20 protein-coding genes are annotated in these 20,113 nt (G+C 72.0%); 11 read left to right on the top strand and 9 right to left on the bottom strand.

The window, feature by feature from the left end; genetic code table 11:
* Positions 1-107: 107 nt before the first annotated feature.
* A complete protein-coding gene (locus ACWDX6_RS02690) occupies positions 108-1,862 on the bottom strand; it encodes an acetyl/propionyl/methylcrotonyl-CoA carboxylase subunit alpha (protein WP_451483131.1) in 1,755 nt (584 codons plus the stop codon).
* 359 nt (positions 1,863-2,221) lie between these two features.
* Here ACWDX6_RS02690 and ACWDX6_RS02685 point away from each other — a divergent pair, with 359 nt between their 5' ends.
* Positions 2,222-2,653: a hypothetical protein gene (locus ACWDX6_RS02685; protein ID WP_451483130.1), complete on the top strand. Its 432-nt coding sequence runs from the start codon at positions 2,222-2,224 to the stop codon at positions 2,651-2,653.
* Positions 2,654-2,659: 6 nt separating this feature from the next.
* On the opposite strand, the gene ACWDX6_RS02680 is transcribed toward ACWDX6_RS02685, so the two are convergent.
* The 3 genes from ACWDX6_RS02680 to ACWDX6_RS02670 all read right to left on the bottom strand — a co-directional run bounded on the left by ACWDX6_RS02680 (position 2,660) and on the right by ACWDX6_RS02670 (position 4,149).
* Positions 2,660-3,265: a Maf family protein gene (locus ACWDX6_RS02680; protein WP_451483129.1), complete on the bottom strand. Its 606-nt coding sequence runs from the start codon at positions 3,263-3,265 to the stop codon at positions 2,660-2,662.
* Positions 3,266-3,306: 41 nt separating this feature from the next.
* Entirely contained in the window at positions 3,307-3,435 is a 129-nt protein-coding gene (mmpB, locus tag ACWDX6_RS02675) for a morphogenic membrane protein MmpB (protein WP_451483128.1), read from the bottom strand.
* 75 nt (positions 3,436-3,510) lie between these two features.
* Positions 3,511-4,149, bottom strand: a complete 639-nt coding sequence (locus ACWDX6_RS02670; protein ID WP_451483127.1) for a TetR/AcrR family transcriptional regulator — start codon at positions 4,147-4,149, stop codon at positions 3,511-3,513.
* 79 nt (positions 4,150-4,228) lie between these two features.
* On the opposite strand from ACWDX6_RS02670, the gene ACWDX6_RS02665 reads away from it, so the two are divergent.
* Positions 4,229-5,473 (top strand): SGNH/GDSL hydrolase family protein, encoded by a 1,245-nt coding sequence (locus ACWDX6_RS02665; protein ID WP_451483126.1) that lies wholly within the window; start codon positions 4,229-4,231, stop codon positions 5,471-5,473.
* An 87-nt stretch (positions 5,474-5,560) separates the two neighbouring features.
* Here ACWDX6_RS02665 and ACWDX6_RS02660 read toward each other — a convergent pair whose 3' ends face one another.
* Both ACWDX6_RS02660 and ACWDX6_RS02655 read right to left on the bottom strand, forming a co-directional pair.
* Positions 5,561-5,773, bottom strand: a complete 213-nt coding sequence (locus ACWDX6_RS02660; protein WP_356885767.1) for an acyl-CoA carboxylase subunit epsilon — start codon at positions 5,771-5,773, stop codon at positions 5,561-5,563.
* Between the two features lie 18 nt (positions 5,774-5,791).
* Positions 5,792-7,384, bottom strand: coding sequence for an acyl-CoA carboxylase subunit beta (locus tag ACWDX6_RS02655; RefSeq protein WP_451483125.1), 1,593 nt, complete (start codon positions 7,382-7,384; stop codon positions 5,792-5,794).
* A gap of 133 nt (positions 7,385-7,517) precedes the next feature.
* Between ACWDX6_RS02655 and ACWDX6_RS02650 the strand changes: the two genes are divergently transcribed.
* The 5 genes from ACWDX6_RS02650 to hutH all read left to right on the top strand — a co-directional run bounded on the left by ACWDX6_RS02650 (position 7,518) and on the right by hutH (position 13,423).
* Positions 7,518-8,369 carry a biotin--[acetyl-CoA-carboxylase] ligase gene (locus ACWDX6_RS02650; protein ID WP_451483124.1) on the top strand — a complete coding sequence of 284 codons (852 nt, stop codon included), beginning with the start codon at positions 7,518-7,520 and terminating at the stop codon, positions 8,367-8,369.
* A 201-nt stretch (positions 8,370-8,570) separates the two neighbouring features.
* Complete coding sequence (locus ACWDX6_RS02645) at positions 8,571-9,707, top strand: adenylate/guanylate cyclase domain-containing protein (protein ID WP_451483123.1); 1,137 nt, start codon at positions 8,571-8,573, stop codon at positions 9,705-9,707.
* A gap of 41 nt (positions 9,708-9,748) precedes the next feature.
* On the top strand, positions 9,749-10,546 hold the full coding sequence (locus tag ACWDX6_RS02640) for an enoyl-CoA hydratase/isomerase family protein (protein WP_451483122.1): 798 nt from the start codon (positions 9,749-9,751) through the stop codon (positions 10,544-10,546).
* Positions 10,547-10,655: 109 nt separating this feature from the next.
* Positions 10,656-11,771, top strand: a complete 1,116-nt coding sequence (locus tag ACWDX6_RS02635; RefSeq protein WP_451483121.1) for a diguanylate cyclase domain-containing protein — start codon at positions 10,656-10,658, stop codon at positions 11,769-11,771.
* A 110-nt stretch (positions 11,772-11,881) separates the two neighbouring features.
* On the top strand, positions 11,882-13,423 hold the full coding sequence (hutH, locus tag ACWDX6_RS02630; RefSeq protein WP_451483239.1) for a histidine ammonia-lyase: 1,542 nt from the start codon (positions 11,882-11,884) through the stop codon (positions 13,421-13,423).
* Positions 13,424-13,590: 167 nt separating this feature from the next.
* On the opposite strand, the gene ACWDX6_RS02625 is transcribed toward hutH, so the two are convergent.
* Positions 13,591-13,878, bottom strand: coding sequence for a hypothetical protein (locus tag ACWDX6_RS02625; RefSeq protein WP_451483120.1), 288 nt, complete (start codon positions 13,876-13,878; stop codon positions 13,591-13,593).
* A 108-nt stretch (positions 13,879-13,986) separates the two neighbouring features.
* On the opposite strand from ACWDX6_RS02625, the gene ACWDX6_RS02620 reads away from it, so the two are divergent.
* Both ACWDX6_RS02620 and ACWDX6_RS02615 read left to right on the top strand, forming a co-directional pair.
* Positions 13,987-14,361 (top strand): hypothetical protein, encoded by a 375-nt coding sequence (locus tag ACWDX6_RS02620; RefSeq protein ID WP_451483119.1) that lies wholly within the window; start codon positions 13,987-13,989, stop codon positions 14,359-14,361.
* A gap of 201 nt (positions 14,362-14,562) precedes the next feature.
* Positions 14,563-15,831 carry a L,D-transpeptidase gene (locus ACWDX6_RS02615; protein WP_451483118.1) on the top strand — a complete coding sequence of 423 codons (1,269 nt, stop codon included), beginning with the start codon at positions 14,563-14,565 and terminating at the stop codon, positions 15,829-15,831.
* 84 nt (positions 15,832-15,915) lie between these two features.
* Here the strand turns inward: ACWDX6_RS02615 and ACWDX6_RS02610 are convergent, their stop codons facing one another.
* Positions 15,916-16,779 carry a helix-turn-helix domain-containing protein gene (locus ACWDX6_RS02610; RefSeq protein ID WP_451483117.1) on the bottom strand — a complete coding sequence of 288 codons (864 nt, stop codon included), beginning with the start codon at positions 16,777-16,779 and terminating at the stop codon, positions 15,916-15,918.
* A 129-nt stretch (positions 16,780-16,908) separates the two neighbouring features.
* Here ACWDX6_RS02610 and ACWDX6_RS02605 point away from each other — a divergent pair, with 129 nt between their 5' ends.
* Together ACWDX6_RS02605 and ACWDX6_RS02600 are read left to right on the top strand one after the other, a co-directional pair.
* Positions 16,909-17,952, top strand: a complete 1,044-nt coding sequence (locus ACWDX6_RS02605; protein ID WP_451483116.1) for an NAD(P)-dependent alcohol dehydrogenase — start codon at positions 16,909-16,911, stop codon at positions 17,950-17,952.
* An 89-nt stretch (positions 17,953-18,041) separates the two neighbouring features.
* Entirely contained in the window at positions 18,042-18,410 is a 369-nt protein-coding gene (locus ACWDX6_RS02600; RefSeq protein ID WP_451483115.1) for a DUF1330 domain-containing protein, read from the top strand.
* Here ACWDX6_RS02600 and ACWDX6_RS02595 read toward each other — a convergent pair.
* Positions 18,393-20,099 carry an ABC-F family ATP-binding cassette domain-containing protein gene (locus ACWDX6_RS02595; protein ID WP_451483114.1) on the bottom strand — a complete coding sequence of 569 codons (1,707 nt, stop codon included), beginning with the start codon at positions 20,097-20,099 and terminating at the stop codon, positions 18,393-18,395. The genes ACWDX6_RS02600 and ACWDX6_RS02595 overlap by 18 nt on opposite strands.
* Between the last annotated feature and the right edge of the window lie 14 nt (positions 20,100-20,113).

Raw genomic sequence — 20,113 nt, 5'->3', positions numbered from 1 at the left:
CCCCAGTCTCCCGTTCCCGTGTCTCGATGTGTATGGCGGTCGATGTCGACGAAGGGCCCGCAGGCGGTGCGCCTGCGGGCCCTTCGTACCGTACCGGTGAGCGGGGATCAGTCCTTGATCTCGCAGATCGGGGCGCCGGAGGTGACGGACGCGCCGATCTCGGCGGACAGGCCCTTGACCGTACCGGAGCGGTGCGCGTTGAGGGGCTGCTCCATCTTCATGGCCTCCAGGACGACGATCAGATCGCCCTCCTTGACCTCCTGGCCCTCCTCGACGGCCACCTTCACGATGGTGCCCTGCATCGGGGAGGCGAGGGTGTCACCGGAGGCGGTCGGGCCGGACTTCTTCGCCGCCCGGCGCTTCGGCTTGGCACCCGCGGCCAGGCCGGTGCGGGCCAGGGTCATGCCGAGGGAGGACGGCAGGGAGACCTCCAGGCGCTTGCCGCCGACCTCGACGACGATCGTCTCGCGACCGCTCTCGTCCTCGTCGGTCTCGGCACCGGCCGGGACGAACGGCTTGATCTCGTTGACGAACTCCGTCTCGATCCAGCGGGTGTGGATTCGGAACGGGTCCGCGGTGAACGCCGGGTCGACCACGACGGCCTGGTGGAACGGGATGGCCGTGGCCATGCCCTCCACCTTGAACTCCGCGAGCGCGCGGGCGGCGCGCTGGAGCGCCTGCTCGCGGGTGGCGCCCGTGACGATCAGCTTGGCGAGCAGCGAGTCCCAGGCGGGGCCGATGACCGAACCGGCCTCGACACCGGCGTCGAGGCGGACGCCGGGGCCGCTGGGCGCCTGGAAGGTGGTGACGGTGCCGGGGGCGGGCAGGAAGTTGCGGCCCGGGTCCTCGCCGTTGATACGGAACTCGAAGGAGTGACCGCGCACCGCCGGGTCGCCGTAGCCGAGCTCCTCGCCGTCGGCGATACGGAACATCTCGCGGACCAGGTCGATGCCGGTGACCTCTTCGGTGACCGGGTGCTCGACCTGGAGACGGGTGTTGACCTCCAGGAAGGAGATCGTGCCGTCGACGCCGACGAGGAACTCCACCGTGCCGGCGCCGACGTAGCCGGCCTCCTTCAGGATCGCCTTGGACGCCGCGTACAGCTGGGCGTTCTGCTCGTCCGACAGGAACGGCGCGGGGGCTTCCTCGACCAGCTTCTGGTGGCGGCGCTGGAGGGAGCAGTCACGGGTGGAGACGACGACCACGTTGCCGTGGGTGTCGGCCAGGCACTGGGTCTCGACGTGCCGCGGCTTGTCGAGGTAGCGCTCGACGAAGCACTCGCCGCGACCGAAGGCGGCGACCGCCTCGCGGACGGCCGAGTCGTACAGCTCCGGCACCTCTTCGAGGGTGCGGGCGACCTTCAGACCGCGACCGCCACCGCCGAAGGCGGCCTTGATCGCGATCGGCAGACCGTGCTCCTCGGCGAAGGCGACGACCTCGTCCGCGCCCGAGACCGGGTCGGGGGTGCCCGCGACGAGCGGCGCGCCCGCGCGCTGGGCGATGTGACGGGCCGCCACCTTGTCACCCAGGTCGCGGATGGCCTGCGGCGGCGGGCCGATCCAGGTCAGACCGGCCTCGATCACGGCCTGGGCGAACTCCGCGTTCTCGGAGAGGAAGCCGTAACCGGGGTGGATGGCGTCCGCCCCCGAGTCCTTGGCCGCCTGCAGCACCTTGGCCATGTCCAGATAGCTGGCGGCCGGGGTGTCACCGCCCAGAGCGAACGCCTCGTCGGCCGCGCGGACATGCAGAGCGTCCCGGTCCGGATCGGCGTAGACGGCTACGCTCGCGATCCCGGCGTCCCGGCACGCCCGGGCGACGCGGACAGCGATTTCGCCACGGTTGGCGATGAGCACCTTGCGCACGATGGCTCCCTCCTTGAAACAAGCTGAGTTTAGGGACTGCCGACACGGCTTCTCGACCCGTCCCCAGTGGTGAGCTTGCCCACACGGAGCGTGATACGAGGCGTTCGGGGTCGTGAAATCCCTTGTCGTACCACGGTACGCAGGGTTCCTTTACGGCACAGTAGCTCCGAGGTGTGGCGCAGGTCTCTGTTCCGGCGACCAGTCGCCGGAGGGGTTTCTTTGTGGAGTCCCTACGAATGGCTCAATGATTCTTTGCCGTCGACCGCGCCCGCGCGGACCCTTGTCGAGAGGTTTACCAGTCAGTAGCCTTCGCGCCATCGTCCGTACTGCTGGTAACCCGTACCCGGGGGGTGGCCCACGTGGCCCGCAGACCGATAGCGCTCGTGACGGCGGCGGTGCTCCTCCTGGAGGCGCCGGCCATCGTCGCCCTCAACGCCGTGATGGCGAGGTTCGTGGAGATCCAGTCGATGTCGCTCGACGGCCTCGACCCGGGCGCGATGGTGACGGGCACGTGGGCCCTGGGCATCGTCTCGGGCATCCTGCTGGGGCTGTGCTCCCTGGTGGCCGCCCTGACCGGCATCCGCGACCGCCGCCCCGGCCGCGCGGGCCGGGCCCTGCTCATCGGCTGCGCGGTGGTGCACGGGCTGCTGGGCGCGGTGACGGTCGGGCTGATCGGGTGGGGCGCCTTCGCGTTCATGATGCTGGTGATGAGCCTGATCGTGCTGACGCTGGTGGCGTACGGGAAGGGCGCCGGGGACCCGGTCGCGGAGGAGGCTCCGGCGCCCGCCTGACCCCTCTCAGGTCCACAGGTCGGTGATCGACACCCCGAGCTTGCCGAGCAGTGTGCGCAGCAGCGGGAGGGAGAGGCCGATCACGTTGCCCGGGTCCCCGTCGATGCCGTCGATGAAGGGTGCCGAGCGGCCGTCCAGCGTGAACGCGCCCGCCACGTGCAGGGGTTCGCCGCTCGCGACGTAGGCGGCGATCTCCTCGTCGGTCGGCTCGCCGAAGCGGACGACGGTGGAGGCGGTCGCGGACTCGTAGCGCTTGGCGGCGGTGTCGTAGACGCAGTGGCCCGTCTGGAGGATGCCGACCCGGCCCCGCATGGCCTTCCAGCGGGCCGTGGCCTCCTCCGCGTCGGCCGGCTTGCCCAGCGCCTGCTTGTCGAGCTCCAGGACCGAGTCGCAGCCGATGACCAGGGCGCCGAACACCTCGGGGCGGGCGGCGACATGGGCGGCCTTCGCCTCGGCGAGGGTGAGGGCGAGTTCGGCGGGGGTCGGGGCGTGCACCTTGTCCTCGTCGACGCCGCTCACGATGACCTCGGGAGCGAGACCGGCCTGGCGCAGCAGTCCGAGACGGGCGGGCGAGGCGGAGGCGAGCACGACACGGCGGCGATCAGCAGTCATGGGGGCAGCGTAGCCAGTACCGGGCCGTCGGGCGGCGCGTCTCAGTGCAGGCCGGCCGCGAACATCGCCACCAGCATCGCCAGGGCCAGCAGGATGGACGCGCGGCGCAGCATGGCCTGCGTGTCGCGCATCTCCTTCGGCGGCTCGTTCTTCGGGTCGGACCAGAGCATGCCTCCGATCCTGCGGGCGGGACGGCCCGGGCGCCTGAGTACGCGTACTCAAGCGCCCCGGTGCCGACGGACTACTCACCGGCGGGTGAACACTCCGCCATCTGCGGCCGTCAGGGCCGCCTCCACCGCGCGCTCCGCGTCCCGCGGGCCCAGTGGCTCGCGCGTGACCACGAAGCGGTAGTAGAGCGGGGCCGAGACCGCGCGCAGCAGTTCGAGGCCGTCCGTGCCGGCCGGGACCTCGCCGCGCGCCGCGGCCCGGTCCACCACCGGGGCCCACTCCTCCAGGCGGGCGCGGTAGAAGCCGTTCAGGGCGGCGGCGCACTCCTCGTCGCAGGCCGCGGCGGCGATCACCGCGCGGAAGACGGCGCCCATCCGCGGGTCGGTGAGGGTCTCGCGCACGAGTTCGGCGTTGGCGCGCAGGTCGCCGGCGAGGGTGCCGGTGTCGGCGGCGGGCAGGGACCGGTCCGCCATGTCCCGCAGGAGGTCGGCGACGAGGCCGACCGGGGAGCCCCAGCGGCGGTAGACGGTGGTCTTGCCGACGCCCGCGCTCGCGGCGATCCGGTCCATGTTCAGGGCGTGGAAGCCGGTGCTCGCCAGCGCCTCCTCGGTCGCTTCCAGGACGGCCGCGCGGACCTTGGCCGTACGGCCGCCGGGACGGACGGAACCCGGCGTACCGTCCACATCGCCCCCACCCAAACGGGTCTGCTGTTCCATTAGCGCCTCCGAGTCTGCTACGGTCCTGCCACATGTTAACGAAACTTCGTTCCCGTTAACGCCTCGGAAGGGTCGTGTCATGAAGAAGCTCGTCGCACCGCTGCTCGCCACCGCGCTCGGCCTCACCCTGCTCTCCGGCACCCAGGCCGGCGCCGGCCCCGCCCACGCCCCCACGTGGCATGCCGCCTGGGGCGCCGCCCCGCAGCTCCCCGCCACCGGGTTCACCCCCAACTGGTCCCAGGAGGGCTTCTCGCGCCAGACCGTCCGCCAGGTCGTCCGTCTCACCGAGGACGGCGACCACGCCCGTATCCGGCTCTCCAACGCGTACGGCACCTCGCCGCTCGCCGTCACCGGCGCCACCCTCGCCCGAACCGACACCGGCGCGGCGGTCGAACCGGGCTCCGTCCGCCACCTCACCTTCGGCGGGAAGCGCTCCGCGACCGTCCCCGCCCACGGCGAACTGCGCAGCGATCCCGCAGCCCTGGGCCTGCGGCGCCTGGAGTCGGTCACCGTCACGCTCTACCTCGCCGGGACGACCGGGCCCGCCACCTTCCACTCCCAGGCATGGGCCGACACCTACCGGGCCGAGGGCGACCACCGCGCCGACGTCCACGGCCGGGCGTTCACCGCCCGCACCCAGTCCTGGTACTACCTCAGCGGGGTCGAGGTGAGCGGCGGCACCCCGCCCCGCCGCGGCGGCGTGGTGCTGTTCGGCGACTCCATCACCGACGGCTTCGGCTCCACCCCGAACGCCGACCGCCGCTACTCCGACGCCCTCGCCGAACGCGTCGACCGGCCCGTCGTGAACGCGGGCATCGGCGGCAACCTGCTCCTCAACGACTCGGCCTGGTACGGCGAACGCTCCACCGCCCGCTTCCGCCGCGACGCCCTCGACCAGCCCGGCGTCTCGACCGTCGTCCTGTTGCAGGGGCTCAACGACATCGGCTTCAGCGAGGCGGCGCTCAAGCCCGATCCCCAGCCCACCTACAAGCCCTCGCCCGTCGTCTCCTCCGCCGAGATCATCGCCGCCTACCGCGAGTTGACCGACGCGGCGCACGACCGGGGGATACGGATCGTCGGCTCGACTCTGCTGCCCTTCAAGGGCACCAGCCACTGGGGCCCGACCGCCGAACGGACCAGCGCCGAGGTCAACCACTGGATCCGTACATCCGGCGCGTTCGACGCGGTCGTCGACTTCGCGACGCTCCTGGCCGACCCCGCCGACCCCAAGGCGCTGAACCCCGACTACGCGTACGCGGACGGGCTGCACCCCGACGACGCCGGCTACCGCCTGATGGCCGAGGCGGTCGCGCCCCTGGTCTGAACCCGACGCGCGAAGGCCGGACCTCCCGCACAAGAGGTCCGGCCTTCGCGCGTCCGTGTCCGTGTCGGACGGGCGTCCGTGTCCGTGTCAGACGGGCCAGTAGGAGCGCGCCCACGAGCGCGGCCCGGGCCGGTGCCGTACCCCGCGGGCGATCCGCGACGGGTCCGACCAGCCCTCGGGAACCGCCGGACCGCCCTCGGCGGCGGACGCCGCCGCCGTCGCGGCGGCCCGCGCCTGGACCACCGCCAGTGCGGCGGCCAGCTCCTCCGGGGTCGGATTGCCTCGAACGACCTTGATCACAGCGGCTCCTAGTCAGGCCTAGAGGGGGATGTTGCCGTGCTTCTTCGGAGGCAGGGATTCCCGCTTCGTACGCAGCTGACGCAGACCCTTCACGATCTGCGGACGGGTGTCCGACGGCATGATCACGCCGTCGATGTAGCCGCGCTCGGCCGCCGTGTACGGGTTGAGCAGCGTGTCCTCGTACTCCTGGATCAGACGTGCGCGCTCCGCCTCCTGGTCCTCCGCCGCGGCGATGGTGCGGCGGTGCAGGATGTTCACCGCGCCCTGCGCGCCCATCACCGCGATCTGCGCGGTCGGCCAGGCCAGGTTGAGGTCCGCGCCCAGGTGCTTGGAGCCCATGACGTCGTACGCGCCGCCGAACGCCTTGCGCGTGATGACGGTGATCAGCGGGACGGTCGCCTCGGCGTACGCGTAGATCAGCTTCGCGCCGCGGCGGATGATGCCGCCGTACTCCTGGTCCACGCCCGGCAGGAAGCCCGGCACGTCGACGAAGGTGATGACCGGGACGTTGAACGCGTCGCAGGTGCGGACGAACCGCGCGGCCTTCTCGCTGGCGTTGATGTCCAGGCAGCCGGCGAACTGCATCGGCTGGTTGGCGACGATGCCGACCGGGAAGCCCTCCACGCGGCCGAAGCCGGTCACGATGTTCGGTGCGAACAGCGGCTGGGTCTCCAGGAACTCGCCGTCGTCCAGGACGTGCTCGATGACCCGGTGCATGTCGTACGGCTGGTTCGCGGAGTCCGGGATCAGGACGTCCAGCTCGCGGTCCTCGTCGTTCACCTCGGTCTCGGCGACCTCGGGGAAGGCCGGCGGCTCGGAGAGGTTGTTCGACGGCAGGTACGACAGCAGGGACTTGACGTACTCGATCGCGTCCTTCTCGTCGCCCGCCATGTGGTGCGCGACACCCGACGTGGTGTTGTGCGTCCGGGCGCCGCCCAGTTCCTCGAAACCGACGTCCTCGCCGGTCACCGTCTTGATGACGTCGGGTCCTGTGATGAACATGTGCGAGGTCTGGTCGACCATCACCGTGAAGTCGGTGATCGCGGGGGAGTAGACCGCACCGCCCGCGCACGGGCCGACGACCAGCGAGATCTGCGGGATCACACCCGAGGCGTGGGTGTTGCGGCGGAAGATCTCGCCGTACATGCCCAGCGCGCTGACGCCCTCCTGGATACGGGCGCCGCCGGAGTCGTTGATGCCGATGACCGGGCAGCCGGTCTTCAGCGCGAAGTCCATCACCTTGATGATCTTCTGGCCGTAGGTCTCGCCCAGGGCGCCGCCGAAGACCGTGAAGTCCTGCGAGAAGACGGCGACGGGACGGCCGTCGACCGTGCCGTAACCGGTGACGACACCGTCGCCGTACGGGCGGTTCTTCTCCAGACCGAAATTGGTCGAGCGGTGCCGGGCCAGCTCGTCCAGCTCGACGAACGAGCCTTCGTCGAGCAGCAGCTCGATCCGCTCGCGCGCGGTCAGCTTCCCCTTCGCGTGCTGCTTCTCCACGGCGCGCGCGGAGCCGGCATGGGTGGCCTCGTCAATCCGGCGCTGCAGATCCGCGATCTTGCCCGCGGTCGTGTGAATGTCGATCTCTTGCGGCTCTACCGGCTCGGACATCGGGATGCGGCTCCCTGCCTGGTCACGGGGGTTCGATGGGTACGAATGGGCTAGTGCTGGGCTACTGATCCGTAGCGTATCCACGGCGATACGGTTCGGCACTGCGGTGTTTGCCACACCTACGCTGCCTTGCATGACGTCTTCACATGGCTCAGGAGGCCCCTGGTCCGACCTGGACCGGCCCCCGCTCAACGTCCCCGCGCTGCGCCGCGCGCTCCTGCACCCCGACGGCCTGTGGACCTCGCTCGACGTGGTCACCACGACCGGCTCCACCAACTCCGACCTGGCCGCCCGCGCCGGCGACCTGCCGGAGGGGGCGGTCCTGATCGCCGAGGAGCAGACCGCCGGGCGCGGCCGCCTCGACCGCAACTGGGTGGCGCCGGCCCGGTCCGGGCTCTTCCTGTCCGTCCTGTTCAAGCCCGCCGTGCCGGTGCACCGCTGGGGCTGGCTCCCGCTGCTGACCGGCGTCGCCGCCGCGACCGGCCTCGCCAAGGCCGGAGGCGTGGACATGTCCCTCAAGTGGCCCAACGACCTGCTGGTTTCCGTCGGCGGCGAGGAGCGCAAGGCCGGTGGCATCCTCGCCGAGCGGTCCGGCGAGGACGGCGTCGTCGTCGGCCTCGGCATCAACGTCACCCTGCGTGAGGACGAGCTGCCGGTCCCCGCGGCCGGCTCCCTGCTCCTCGCGAACGCCGTCTCGACCGACCGCGACACGCTGCTGAGGTCCGTCCTGCGCTCCTTGGAGCAGTGGTACGGGGACTGGGTACGGGCGGACGGCGACCCCGAGCTCTGCGGGCTCCAGGCGGCGTACGCGGCGGGGTGCGCGACGCTGGGCCGCCGGGTGCGGGCCGAGCTTCCCGGCGAGCGGATGCTGGAGGGCGAGGCGGTGGCGCTGGACGGCGACGGCCGCTTGGTGGTGGCCACGGAGGGCGGCGGCACGGAGGCCGTCTCGGCGGGCGACATCGTCCACGTACGTGCCGACGACTGACCGACCGCACCCGGCCCGCCCCGGCCTGGGCAGGCGTTTCTCCCCCGGACCCAACCCGGGGGAGGAGCGGACGCCCAGCCCTCCGAAGGAGGTCGCGGGCACCGTTGCGGCGTGAGCTGGCACACACCTGTCGTATCGTGGAGCGCGATCCAGGCGACAGATCGGCAGGGCAGTGGGCAGGGAACGGGCAGGAGGCGGCCGGTGACCGTCGACGACGAGAACGCGGGCGGGGACGAGCCGACCACGTATCCCACCCCCCACCATGTCGTCGACCACACGGCGGAGCCGACCGACAACCCCCTCGCCATCCGCCTCGAACAGCTCATCCTCGGCGCCGAGCGCCGCTACACCCCCTTCCAGGCCGCCCGCACCGCCGGTGTCTCCATGGAGCTGGCCTCTCGCTTCTGGCGCGCCATGGGCTTCGCCGACATCGGGCAGGCCAAGGCCCTCACCGAGGCCGACGTCCTCGCCCTGCGGCGGCTGGCCGGTCTCGTCGAGGCGGGACTGCTCAGCGAGCCGATGGCCGTGCAGGTCGCCCGCTCCACCGGCCAGACCACCGCCCGGCTCGCCGAGTGGCAGATCGACTCGTTCCTGGAGGGCCTGACCGAGCCGCCCGAACCCGGGATGACCCGCACCGAGGTCACGTACCCGCTGGTCGAGCTGCTCCTGCCCGAGCTGGAGGAGTTCCTGATCTACGTCTGGCGCCGCCAGCTCGCCGCGGCCACCGGCCGGGTCGTCCAGGCGGGCGACGACGAGGAGATGGTCGACCGGCGGCTCGCCGTCGGCTTCGCGGACCTCGTCGGCTTCACCCGGCTCACCCGGCGCCTGGAGGAGGAGGAGCTCGGCGAGCTGGTCGAGGCCTTCGAGACGACCTGCGCCGACCTGGTCGCCGCGCACGGCGGGCGGCTGATCAAGACCCTCGGTGACGAGGTCCTGTACGCGGCGGACGACGCCGGTACCGCCGCCGAGATCGCGCTGCGGCTGATCGAGACCCTCAGCCACGACGAGACGATGCCCGCCCTGCGCGTCGGGATCGCCTTCGGCACGGTCACGACCCGGATGGGCGATGTCTTCGGCACGACCGTGAACCTGGCGAGCCGGCTCACCTCGATAGCGCCCAAGGACGCCGTCCTGGTCGACGGGGCGCTCGCCGAGGAGCTCACCAGGACCGGCGACGCGCCCGTCTCGGAGACCCAGGCGGCGGAGGAGGCGGCCCGCGCGGAGAAGGAGGGCGAGGAGCCCCCGGCGTACCGCTTCGCGCTCCAGCCGATGTGGCAGCGCCCGGTGCGCGGCCTCGGCGTCGTCGAGCCCTGGCAGCTGAGCCGCCGCCCCGGCTAGGGTCCCCGGTGAACAGTCGTTAACCGGGAGGGTGTGCGGTCATGTCGGTCCAGTCCGAGCAGCGCTTTGGTGAGTTCGTCGTGGTCCGGAAGGCGGAGCACGTCGCCGAGCTGGTCCTCGACCGGCCCAAGGCGATGAACGCCGTCTCCTCCGAGATGGCCCGCTCCATCGGCGCGGCGTGCGCCGCGCTCGGCGCCGACGCCTCGGTGCGGGTGACGGTGCTGACCTCCTCCAACGACCGGGCCTTCTGTGTCGGCGCCGACCTGAAGGAGCGCAACTCCTTCACGGACGCCGAGCTCGTCCGCCAGCGGCCCACCGCGCGCGGCGCCTACACCGGGGTCCTCGAACTGCCGATGCCGACCGTCGCGGCGGTGCACGGCTTCGCCCTCGGCGGCGGCTTCGAGCTGGCCCTGGCCTGCGACGTGATCGTGGCCGACGCGACGGCCGTCGTCGGTCTGCCCGAGGTCTCCGTGGGTGTCATCCCCGGCGGCGGCGGTACGCAGCTGCTCCCGCGCCGGGTCGGCGCGGCGCGCGCCGCCGAGCTGGTCTTCACGGCGCGCCGGGTGGAGGCGGCCGAGGCCCGAGAGCTGGGTCTCGTCGATCTCCTGGAGGACGACGCCCGTACGGCGGCGCTGGAGCTCGCCGGGCGGATCGCGGCGAACTCCCCCGTCGGGCTGCGGGCCGCCAAGCGGGCGATGCGGCTCGGGCAGGGGCTCGACCTGCGGGCCGGCCTGGAGGTCGAGGACGCGGCGTGGCGGTCCGTGGCGTTCTCGGGCGACCGGGCGGAGGGTGTGGCCGCCTTCAACGAGAAGCGGAAGCCGCAGTGGCCCGGCGAGTGAGAACCGCCGGCGCCGGGCGGACGCCGGGAGGCCTCGTCGACGGTCGGTGAGGTGACTTTCCGTGACGCTCCACCAGTGAAAACAAGCCAAACGTCCCTAAGCTGGAGAAATGGGAGAGGACGTGCGGCTGCGGGCCGTGGTGGCGCTGGCGCAGGCGATGGCGGCGGCGCACACCCCGCGCGAGTTCTGGCGGGCGGCGGCGCTGGGCGCCCGCGACGGGCTCGGCGGCAGCTTCGCCGCGCTGTCCGTCTGGGAGCGTGACCACGGCCGGCTGAAGGTGCTGGTGAACGCCGGGGAGCGGGCGCTCGGCGAGGAGGAGTTCCCGGACGCCGAGACGTACCCGGTCCATCAGTTCCCCGAGATCACCGAGTTCCTGCACGCGCGGTGGGCGGGCGGCGGGGAGCCGGACGCCTGGGTGGAGACGGTGGACGACCACGTCGTGACCGGCCGGGTCGCCGGGCTGCGCAGACGCGGCCGCGGCTGCTGCGTGGTCGCGCCGGTGATCCTGCACGGGCGGGCCTGGGGCGAGCTGTATGTGGCGCGGCCGGCCGGGGCGCCGCCCTTCGACCGCGACGACGCGGACTTCGCGGCGGTCCTCGCCGCCGTGGTGGCGGCGGGGATCGCGCAGGCGGAGCGCCTGGAGGAGGTACGGAAGCTGGCCTTCACCGACCCGCTGACCGGCCTGGCGAACCGGCGCGCGGTCGACACCCGCCTGGACGAGGCGGTCGAGCGCTACCGCGCGGACGGCTCCGTGGTGAGCCTGGTGGTGTGCGATCTGAACGGTCTGAAGCGGGTGAACGACACCCATGGGCACGCGGTCGGCGACCGGCTGCTGGAACGGTTCGGCTCGGTGCTCTCGCGGTGCGGGGCGATGCTGCCGGGGGCGCTGTCGGCGCGTCTGGGCGGCGACGAGTTCTGCCTCCTGTCGGTGGGCCCGACGGCCGACGAGGTGGTGGCGGTCGCGGACGAGCTGTGCGTACGGGCCGGGGAGCTGGAGCTCGGTGAGGGGGTGGCGTGCGGGGTGGCCTCCACCGGTGACCCGATCGGCCCGCTGAAGTCGGCGCGCCGGCTCTTCCGGCTGGCGGACGCGGCGCAGTACCAGGCCAAGGCCGCGCGCTCCGCGAAGCCGGTGGTGGCCGGGCGGGACGGTACGGTCATCGCCCTCGCCGACGCCCCGCCGGGCGGCCGCGACCGCCGCCGCTTCCGCGACGCCCCGCCGGTGTGAGAGGGCAGAGCCGGGTGGCCCACGAGCACGGGACCCCGGCCCGTAAGGGGCCGTCACGCAGATGACTAGTGACACGTTGGGATTCAATCCGTAGGCTGCTGAATATGGATATGCACTCTGTCGTCCTCGGACCCTCCGGCACCACCGCGCAGGACGTCATCGACGTCGCCCGTCACGACGCCCGCGTCGAGCTGTCGGCCGAAGCCGTGGAGGCGCTCGCCGCGTCCCGGGCCGTCGTCGACGCGCTCGCCGCGAAGCCCGAGCCCGTGTACGGCGTCTCCACCGGCTTCGGCGCGCTGGCCACCCGGCACATCAGCCAGGAGCTCCGCGCCCAGCTGCAGCGCAACATCGTCCGCTCGCACGCCGCCGGCATGGGCCCGCGCGTCGAGCGTGAGGTGGTGCGCGCGCTGATGTTCCTGCGGCTGAAGACCGTCGCCTCCGGACACACCGGCGTCCGCCCCGAGGTCGCGCGGACCATGGCCGACGTGCTCAACGCCGGCATCACCCCCGTCGTGCACGAGTACGGCTCCCTCGGCTGCTCCGGAGACCTCGCCCCGCTCTCCCACTGCGCGCTGACGCTCATGGGCGAGGGCGACGCGGAAGGCCCCGACGGGACCGTGCGGCCCGCCGGCGAACTGCTCGCCGCCGCCGGTATCCAGCCCGTCGAGCTCCGCGAGAAGGAGGGCCTCGCCCTCCTCAACGGCACGGACGGCATGCTCGGCATGCTGCTCATGGCCCTCGCCGACCTCGACACCCTCTACAAGTCCGCCGACATCACCGCGGCCCTCTCCCTGGAAGCCCTCCTCGGCACCGAGAAGGTCCTCGAGCCCGAGCTGCACGCCATCCGCCCGCACCCCGGCCAGGGCGCCTCCGCCGCCAACATGCTCGCCGTGCTCAAGGGCTCCGGACTCACCGGCCACTTCCAGGCCGACGAGGCCCCCCGGGTCCAGGACGCGTACTCCGTGCGCTGCGCCCCGCAGGTCGCGGGCGCCGGCCGCGACACCCTGGCCCACGCCCGCCTGGTCGCCGAGCGCGAACTCGCCTCGGCCGTCGACAACCCCGTCGTGCTCCAGGACGGCCAGGTCCGCTCCAACGGAAACTTCCACGGCGCCCCCGTCGCGTACGTCCTCGACTTCCTCGCCATCGCCGCCGCCGACCTCGGCTCCATCGCCGAGCGCCGCACCGACCGGCTCCTCGACAAGAACCGGTCCCACGGCCTGCCGCCCTTCCTCGCCGACGACGCCGGCGTCGACTCGGGCCTGATGATCGCCCAGTACACCCAGGCCGCCCTGGTCAGCGAGATGAAGCGGCTGGCCGTCCCGGCGTCCGCCGACTCCATCCCGTCCTCCGCCATGCAGGAGGACCACGTCTCCATGGGCTGGTCGGCCGCCCGCAAGCTGCGCACCGCGATCGGCAACCTCAACCGGATCATCGCCGTCGAGCTCTACGCCGCCACCCGCGGGATCGAGCTCCGCCACGGTCTGACCCCGGCCCCCGCCTCACGGGCCGCCATCGAGGCCCTGCGGGCCGCCGGCGTCCAGGGCCCCGGCCCCGACCGCTTCCTCGCCCCCGACCTGGAGGCCGCCGACGCCTTCGTACGGGAAGGCAAGCTCGTCGCGGCCGTGGAGCCGGTCACCGGACCGCTCGCGTAACCACCGCGACCGGACGCGGGAAGGGCCGCTGGAAACCGCCGTGTGGAGGCGGCCCTTCCGTCATGCCGTGGAGGCCCGGGCGCGGCTTACGAAGTCGGGCCGCGGCGTACGGAAGCCCGGGCGCGGCTCACGAGGCCCGGCCGCCGGTCACCAAGTCCCAGCGCGGCTTACGAGGCCCGACCGCCGCGTCGCATCGCCAGCGCCACGAACCCTGCTCCCACCGCGAGAAAGCCCGTCCCGCCGATCAGATACGGCGTCGTGTCCGGGCCACCGGTGTCGGCCAGGCGCGCCCCGCCGGCCTCACCGCCCCCGCCGCCGTCCTGCGTCACCGTCGTCCGCACGCCGCCGGCCGGGCGTTCCTCATCGGTGGCGTTCGCCGACGGGACGAACCACAGCGCGCACAGCAGTGTCCCGGCAGCGGTGGCGGTCAGCAGCGGGCGGCGTGCGACGGACACAGATTTCGATCCCCCTTGCGGAAACCGCGAATTGGTGTGTCCGCCGATGCTAATGAACACAGCGGGTCGCGGGAAAGCCGGGAGCCGGGGCAGCCTACGCTCCCTCGTATGAGTACTTCCGAGACTTCACGCTATGTACGGCTTCGGGTGGAGGTCGTCCTGGAGATCGACGGCCCCGAGGAGCTGACCGAGGCGGCCGTCGGCCGGATCGACACCGACGAGTTCATGCCCGAGGACGAGCGCGCCCACGCCCGCTCCGCCGTCCAGGAGGACAGCGCCGAGGCCCTCGCCTATCTCGTCGAGCCCTTCGACCTGGTCAGCACGGTGCCCGGGATCGAGTTGGTGCAGGCCTCCTGGAGCAGCGAGGAGATCGACTACGACCCCGATGCACAGGAGTGGGACCTCGACGAGGAAGATGGTCCGGACACGGACGACGACGAAGGCGACGACGTGGCCTCGGACGTGGACGACGAACGGGTGTAGCGGGCGGCGGCATCGGCCCCGGCTCGGAGCCCCGGTACGGCGTCGCTCGTCGCGGCGCCCGCCGGGGCTTCTCCGGGTACGGGAACCGGACGCCCCGCGGCTGCGTGTCGATCAGTGGTGTTCCCCACAAACTGTCCGGTCACGGAACCGGACGGGGTGTCATGGAAGTTTTCAGCGGTAGTGGCAGGGAATTCGGCGACGATGGAGAAGCGTGTGATGACGGACAGCAAGCGCCGCCGCAAGAGCCTGGCGGCGGCGGCCGCGGTGCTCGGTGGCGTATTGGTGCTCTCGGCGTGCGGTGACGGGGACAAGGGCGGCAGCGCCGGTGCCCCGACGCCGAACTCACAGGCCCAGGTCGACGAAGCCGCGGCGCAGAAGACGTCGAAGGCGCAGATAACCATCGCGCCGGAGAACGGCGCCGCCAACGCGTCGATCAACAACGACGCCAAGGTCACCGTGACCGACGGCACACTCACCGAGGTCACCATGACCACGGCCGAGGGCGCGAGCGTCAAGGGTGAGATATCCGCCGACGGCAAGAGCTGGAAGCCCAGCGAACAGCTGAAGCGGGCCACCGTCTACAAGATCGCCGCCACGGCGAAGGACGCCGACGGCCTGGAGGCGCACGAGAACTCCTCCTTCACCACCGTCTCGCAGGCCAACAGCTTCATCGGCAACTTCACCCCCGACAACGGCTCCACCGTCGGCGTGGGCATGCCCGTCTCGATCAACTTCAACAAGGCGATCACCGACAAGAAGGCCGTCCAGAGCGGCATCAAGGTCACCTCCAGCAGCGGCCAGGAGGTCGTCGGGCACTGGTTCAACTCCAAGCGCCTGGACTTCCGTCCCGAGAACTACTGGGCCGAGGGCTCGACCGTCACCATGAAGCTGGAGCTCGACGGCGTCGAGGGCGCCGAGGGTGTCTACGGCGTCCAGCAGAAGACGGTCACCTTCAAGATCGGCCGCAACCAGGTCTCGACCGTCGACGTCGCCACCAAGACCATGACGGTCAAGCAGGACGGCAAGACGATCAAGACCATCCCGATCTCCGCCGGCTCCCCGGAGAACCCCACCTACAACGGTCAGATGGTGATCTCCGAGAAGTTCAAGGAGACCCGGATGAACGGCGCCACCGTCGGCTTCACCGACGACGACGGCAAGGGCGAGTACGACATCAAGGACGTCCCGCACGCCATGCGGCTCTCCACGTCCGGCACGTTCATCCACGGCAACTACTGGGGCCCGGACTCGATCTTCGGCAACTCCAACACCAGCCACGGCTGCGTGGGCCTGAACGACGTGAAGGGCGCGGGCGACCCGAAGCAGATGGCCGCCTGGCTCTTCGATCACTCGATCGTCGGCGACGTCATCATCGTCAAGAACTCCAAGGACAAGACGATCGCGCCCGACAACGGCCTCAACGGCTGGAACATGAGCTGGTCGCAGTGGAAGGCCGGCTCGGCGCTCTGACCCTTCCGCGCGTACGCGAGCCGACCCGCCCGTACGCACACGAAGAACGGCGGCCCCCTCACTCCGAGGGGGCCGCCGTTCTCGTCACCGTACGTCGACGGGTTCGTCCGCGCCCCAGCTGGCGAGCAGCCGCAGCGCGTCCGCCGACGCGGACCCGGGCTCCGCCTGATAGGTCACCAGCACCAGGTCGGGGTCCCCGCCGGACACCTTCAACGTCTCGTAACCCAGCGTCATCTCGCCCACCAGCGGATGGCGCAGCCGCTTCGTCCCGTGCCCCTTGTCCGTGACCGTGTGCGCCGCCCACAGCGAGCGGAACTCCTCGCTCTTCACCGACAGCTCGCCGACCAGCGCGAGAAGCGCCGGATCGTCCGGGTAGCAGCCCGCGTACAGCCGCAGCACGCTCACCACCTCGGTCGCCTTGCACTCCCAGTCGAGATAGAGGTCGCGCGCGTGAGGCCCCAGGAACACGAGCCGCGCCATGTTCCGCTCCTCCGGCTCCATCGCCGCGAAGTCGCCGAGCAGCGCCCGCGCCATCCGGTTCCAGGCCAGGATGTCCAGCCGGCGGCCGATCACGAACGCCGGGATCCCGTCCAGCGACTCCAGCAGATGCCGCAGCCCCGGCCGTACCTGCTGGGGCCTGGTGATCGCCGCCCGCTGCCTCTTCTTCACGGTCGGCTTCGCCAGGTGCGTCAGATGCGCCCGCTCGGTGTCGCTCAGCCGCAGCGCCCGCGCGATCGAGTCCAGCACCTCCATGGACACATTGCGGCCGTTGCCCTGTTCGAGCCGGGTGTAGTACGCCACGGACACCCCGGCCAGCTGGGCCAGCTCCTCCCGGCGCAGGCCGGGAACGCGCCGGTGGCGCCCGAACTCGGGCAGCCCCACGTCCTCGGGCTTCAGCCGCGCCCGGCGCGAGCGCAGGAATTCGCTGAGTTCGGCACTGAGATCCATACGACCCAAGTATCCGGGTCGTACGACGCCGGCGGAAAGCCGTTCCTGTCCCTGCCAGTGGTAGGCACGCTGGACGTAGGCAGAACAGGGCCCTGGGTACGTTCCGCCGGTGCGGGCAGGCTGGGCGCCATGACCACGAACGTTTCCGCCTACGCCGCCCCCGCCGCCAACGCCCCCCTGGAGCGCACCACCGTGCCGCGCCGCCCGGTCGGCGAGCACGACGTCCTCATCGAGATCAAGTACGCCGGTATCTGCCACTCCGACATCCACCAGGCCCGTGACGGCTGGGGCGAGGGCATCTTCCCGATGGTGCCGGGCCACGAGATAGCCGGGATCGTCACCGAGGTCGGCACCGGGGTGAGCAAATACGCCGTCGGCGACCGGGTGGGCGTCGGTTGCTTCGTCGACTCCTGCCGGGAGTGCGCGTACTGCCGCCAGGGCCTGGAGCAGTACTGCGTCAAGGGCGGCACGGGCACGTACAACGCCCTCGACAAGAACGGCGAGCCGACCTACGGCGGCTACTCCACCCACATCGTCGTCGACGAGAACTACGTCCTGCGGATCCCGGAGAGCCTCTCCCTCGATGTCGCCGCCCCGCTGCTGTGCGCCGGCATCACCCTCTACTCGCCGCTGGCCCACTGGAACGCCGGCCCCGGCAAGAAGGTCGCGATCGTCGGCCTCGGCGGCCTCGGCCACATGGGCGTCAAGATCGCCCACGCGCTCGGCGCCGAGGTGACCGTGCTCAGCCAGTCGCTGAAGAAGCAGGAGGACGGCCTCAAGCTCGGCGCCGACCACTACTACGCCACCAGCGACCCGGAGACCTTCGAGAAGCTCGCCGGCACCTTCGACCTGATCCTCTCCACGGTCTCGGCCCCGCTGGACTTCGGCGCCTATCTGAGCCTGCTCAGGACGGACGGCGCCCTCGTCAACGTCGGCGCCCCCGAGGAGCCGATCGCCCTCAACCTCTTCTCCCTCATCGGCGGCCGCAAGACACTGGCCGGCTCGATGATCGGCGGCATCGCCGAGACCCAGGAGATGCTCGACTTCTGCGCGGAGCACGGCCTCGGCGCGGAGATCGAGGTCATCCGCGCCGACCAGATCAACGAGGCGTACGAGCGGGTGCTCGCCAGCGACGTGCGCTACCGCTTCGTGATCGACGCGTCGACGATCTGACCCCCCGATGAGCGCCTGAGCGCCTGCGTGCCGGGGCATGACCTCCGGGGTAATCGACCCCGTACGGCATGCCCCGGCACTCTTGCGTCATGACCGCTTACGCCATCGGAAACCTGCGCCCCCAGCCCGTCGTCGACGACGAGGTCCTCACCTACATCGAGCGCATCCAGGCCACGCTGGATCCCTTCGGCGGCCACTTCCTCGTCCACGGCGCGCCGAGGCGCGAGGTCCGCGAGGGTACGTGGCCGAACGGGCTGGTGATCATCGGCTTCCCGTCGTTCGACCTGGCCCGCGACTGGTACGACTCCGCCGCCTACCAGGAGCTGATCCCGCTGCGGACCCGGCACATGGACGGCGACATCCTCCTGATCGACGGCGTCGGACCCGACTACGACCCGGCGGCGACGGCGGCCCTGATGCGGGCCGCGCGGGCGGACGCCTCAGGAGGCGCGGCCTGAGCGCAGGTCGAGCCGCCCGCCGCCGAAGCCGGCGCGGAAGCGGTGGTCGTGGGAGACCGCGACCACCGCCCCCTCGAACACGGCGAGCGCCGCCTCCAGGTCCTCCACCAGGCTGAGCGCCACATGGTTGGTCGGCTCGTCCAGGACCAGCAGGTCGGCCGGCCGGGTCACCAGCCGGGCCAGTTCGAGGCGGCGGCGCTGACCCACCGAGAGCGCGGCCACCGGTACGCGCAGGTCCTCCTCCCGGAACAGCCCGAGGGCGAGCAGTTCGTCCGCGTGCTCCTCGGGAGGGCCGGGGCGGCCCGCCGCGTACGCCGTGAGCAGCGGCTCGCGGGACGGTACGGCGGGCAGTTCCTGGGGCAGATAGCCGACCCGGGCCGGCCGGGTGACCGTCCCGCTGTCGGGCACCAGGTCACCGGCGAGGACGCGCAACAGGGTCGTCTTCCCGGCGCCGTTGGGGCCGGAGACCAGCAGCCGGTCCGCCGCCCCGATCCGCAGCCGGTCGAGACGCAGCCGGTCGCCGACGACGATGCCGGACAGCTCGGCGAGAGGACCGTGCGCGGCGGTGCCGGTTCCGGCGGCCGTCTCCTGCCCCGCCGTCCCTTCCCCGGCCGGGCCCGGCCACGCGCCGGCCGTCACCGCCCGGGCGGGCCGCGCCGTGGTGATCCTCGCCGTGAACCGCAGGGGCTCCGGCGGAGCCGGGACCGGCTCCCGGCGCAACTGGTCGAGCCGCTGGCGGGCCGCCCTGACCTGGCCCGACAGCTTGTTCTCGTGCGAGCGGCGGTGCTTGCCGAAGCCCTGCCGGGGGTCCTTGCCCGAGACCGCGAGCCGCTGCCCGGCCGCCGCCACCAGCTCCTCCGTACGGGCCAGCTCCTCCCGCCACTCCTCGTACTCCTGCGCCCGGCGGCGGCGGGCCGCGGCCTTCGCCGCGCGGTAGCCGGACCAGCCGTCGCCGTACCGGGTCACCGCGCGGGTGTCGCGGTCGACCTCCAGGATCGCCGTCGCCATCCCCTCCAGGAAGGCCCGGTCGTGGGTGACCGCCACCACCGTGCCCCGGTGGGACCGCAGCCGCTCCTCCAGCCAGCGGGTGGCGGCCCGGTCGAGATGGTTCGTCGGCTCGTCGAGCAGCAGCAGCTCGGCGCCCGAGGCCAGCACACAGGCGAGGGCGAGCCTCGACTGCTCCCCGCCGGAGAGCGTGCCGATCCGGCGGTCGTACGACACGTGGCCGAGACCGAGCCCGTGCAGGGCGGCGCCGACCCGGGCGTCGGCCTGGTAACCGCCGCGCTCCTCGTACCGGGTCGACAGCTCGCCGTAGGCGGCGAGTTGAGCGGGGGTCGCGGAGCCGAGCCGCTCCTCGGCCGCGCGCAGCTCCCGCTCCATCGCGCGCAGCTCGGCGAGGGCCGCGTCGACGGTGTCCCGCACGGTCTGCTCGGGGCCGACGCCGAACGTCTCGGCGAGCGTCTGGGCGAGACGGGCGGTGCCGCCGGGGAACCGGACGGTGAGCTGCCCGGTGTCGGGGGTCTCCGCCCCGGCGATCAGCCGGAGCAGGGTGGACTTGCCGGAGCCGTTCTCCCCGATGACGGCGGCCTTCTCGCCGGGGCGGACGGTGAGGGAGACCTGGTCGAGGACGGAGCGGTCCCCGTACGACTTCGAGACATGACTGAGCGTGAGCTGGGCGCGGTCGCGCATGGGTTCTTTCCCTG

It is taken from the genome of Streptomyces sp. NPDC003027 (assembly GCF_053591435.1).
Note: the sequence above shows the minus strand (reverse complement) of the source record. Positions and strands in the feature narration are given on the sequence as shown.

Bases quoted from the DNA above. Each gene is read 5' to 3' on its own strand.
- ACWDX6_RS02680 (WP_451483129.1), bottom strand. From the start codon at position 3,265: ATGACTGCTGATCGCCGCCGTGTCGTGCTCGCCTCCGCCTCGCCCGCC.
- mmpB (WP_451483128.1), bottom strand. From the start codon at position 3,435: ATGCTCTGGTCCGACCCGAAGAACGAGCCGCCGAAGGAGATGCGCGAC.
- ACWDX6_RS02670 (WP_451483127.1), bottom strand. From the start codon at position 4,149: ATGGAACAGCAGACCCGTTTGGGTGGGGGCGATGTGGACGGTACGCCG.
- ACWDX6_RS02665 (WP_451483126.1), top strand. From the start codon at position 4,229: ATGAAGAAGCTCGTCGCACCGCTGCTCGCCACCGCGCTCGGCCTCACC.
- ACWDX6_RS02655 (WP_451483125.1), bottom strand. From the start codon at position 7,384: ATGTCCGAGCCGGTAGAGCCGCAAGAGATCGACATTCACACGACCGCG.
- ACWDX6_RS02650 (WP_451483124.1), top strand. From the start codon at position 7,518: ATGACGTCTTCACATGGCTCAGGAGGCCCCTGGTCCGACCTGGACCGG.
- ACWDX6_RS02640 (WP_451483122.1), top strand. From the start codon at position 9,749: ATGTCGGTCCAGTCCGAGCAGCGCTTTGGTGAGTTCGTCGTGGTCCGG.
- ACWDX6_RS02635 (WP_451483121.1), top strand. From the start codon at position 10,656: ATGGGAGAGGACGTGCGGCTGCGGGCCGTGGTGGCGCTGGCGCAGGCG.
- hutH (WP_451483239.1), top strand. From the start codon at position 11,882: ATGCACTCTGTCGTCCTCGGACCCTCCGGCACCACCGCGCAGGACGTC.
- ACWDX6_RS02620 (WP_451483119.1), top strand. From the start codon at position 13,987: ATGAGTACTTCCGAGACTTCACGCTATGTACGGCTTCGGGTGGAGGTC.
- ACWDX6_RS02615 (WP_451483118.1), top strand. From the start codon at position 14,563: ATGGAGAAGCGTGTGATGACGGACAGCAAGCGCCGCCGCAAGAGCCTG.
- ACWDX6_RS02610 (WP_451483117.1), bottom strand. From the start codon at position 16,779: ATGGATCTCAGTGCCGAACTCAGCGAATTCCTGCGCTCGCGCCGGGCG.
- ACWDX6_RS02605 (WP_451483116.1), top strand. From the start codon at position 16,909: ATGACCACGAACGTTTCCGCCTACGCCGCCCCCGCCGCCAACGCCCCC.
- ACWDX6_RS02600 (WP_451483115.1), top strand. From the start codon at position 18,042: ATGACCGCTTACGCCATCGGAAACCTGCGCCCCCAGCCCGTCGTCGAC.
- ACWDX6_RS02595 (WP_451483114.1), bottom strand. From the start codon at position 20,099: ATGCGCGACCGCGCCCAGCTCACGCTCAGTCATGTCTCGAAGTCGTAC.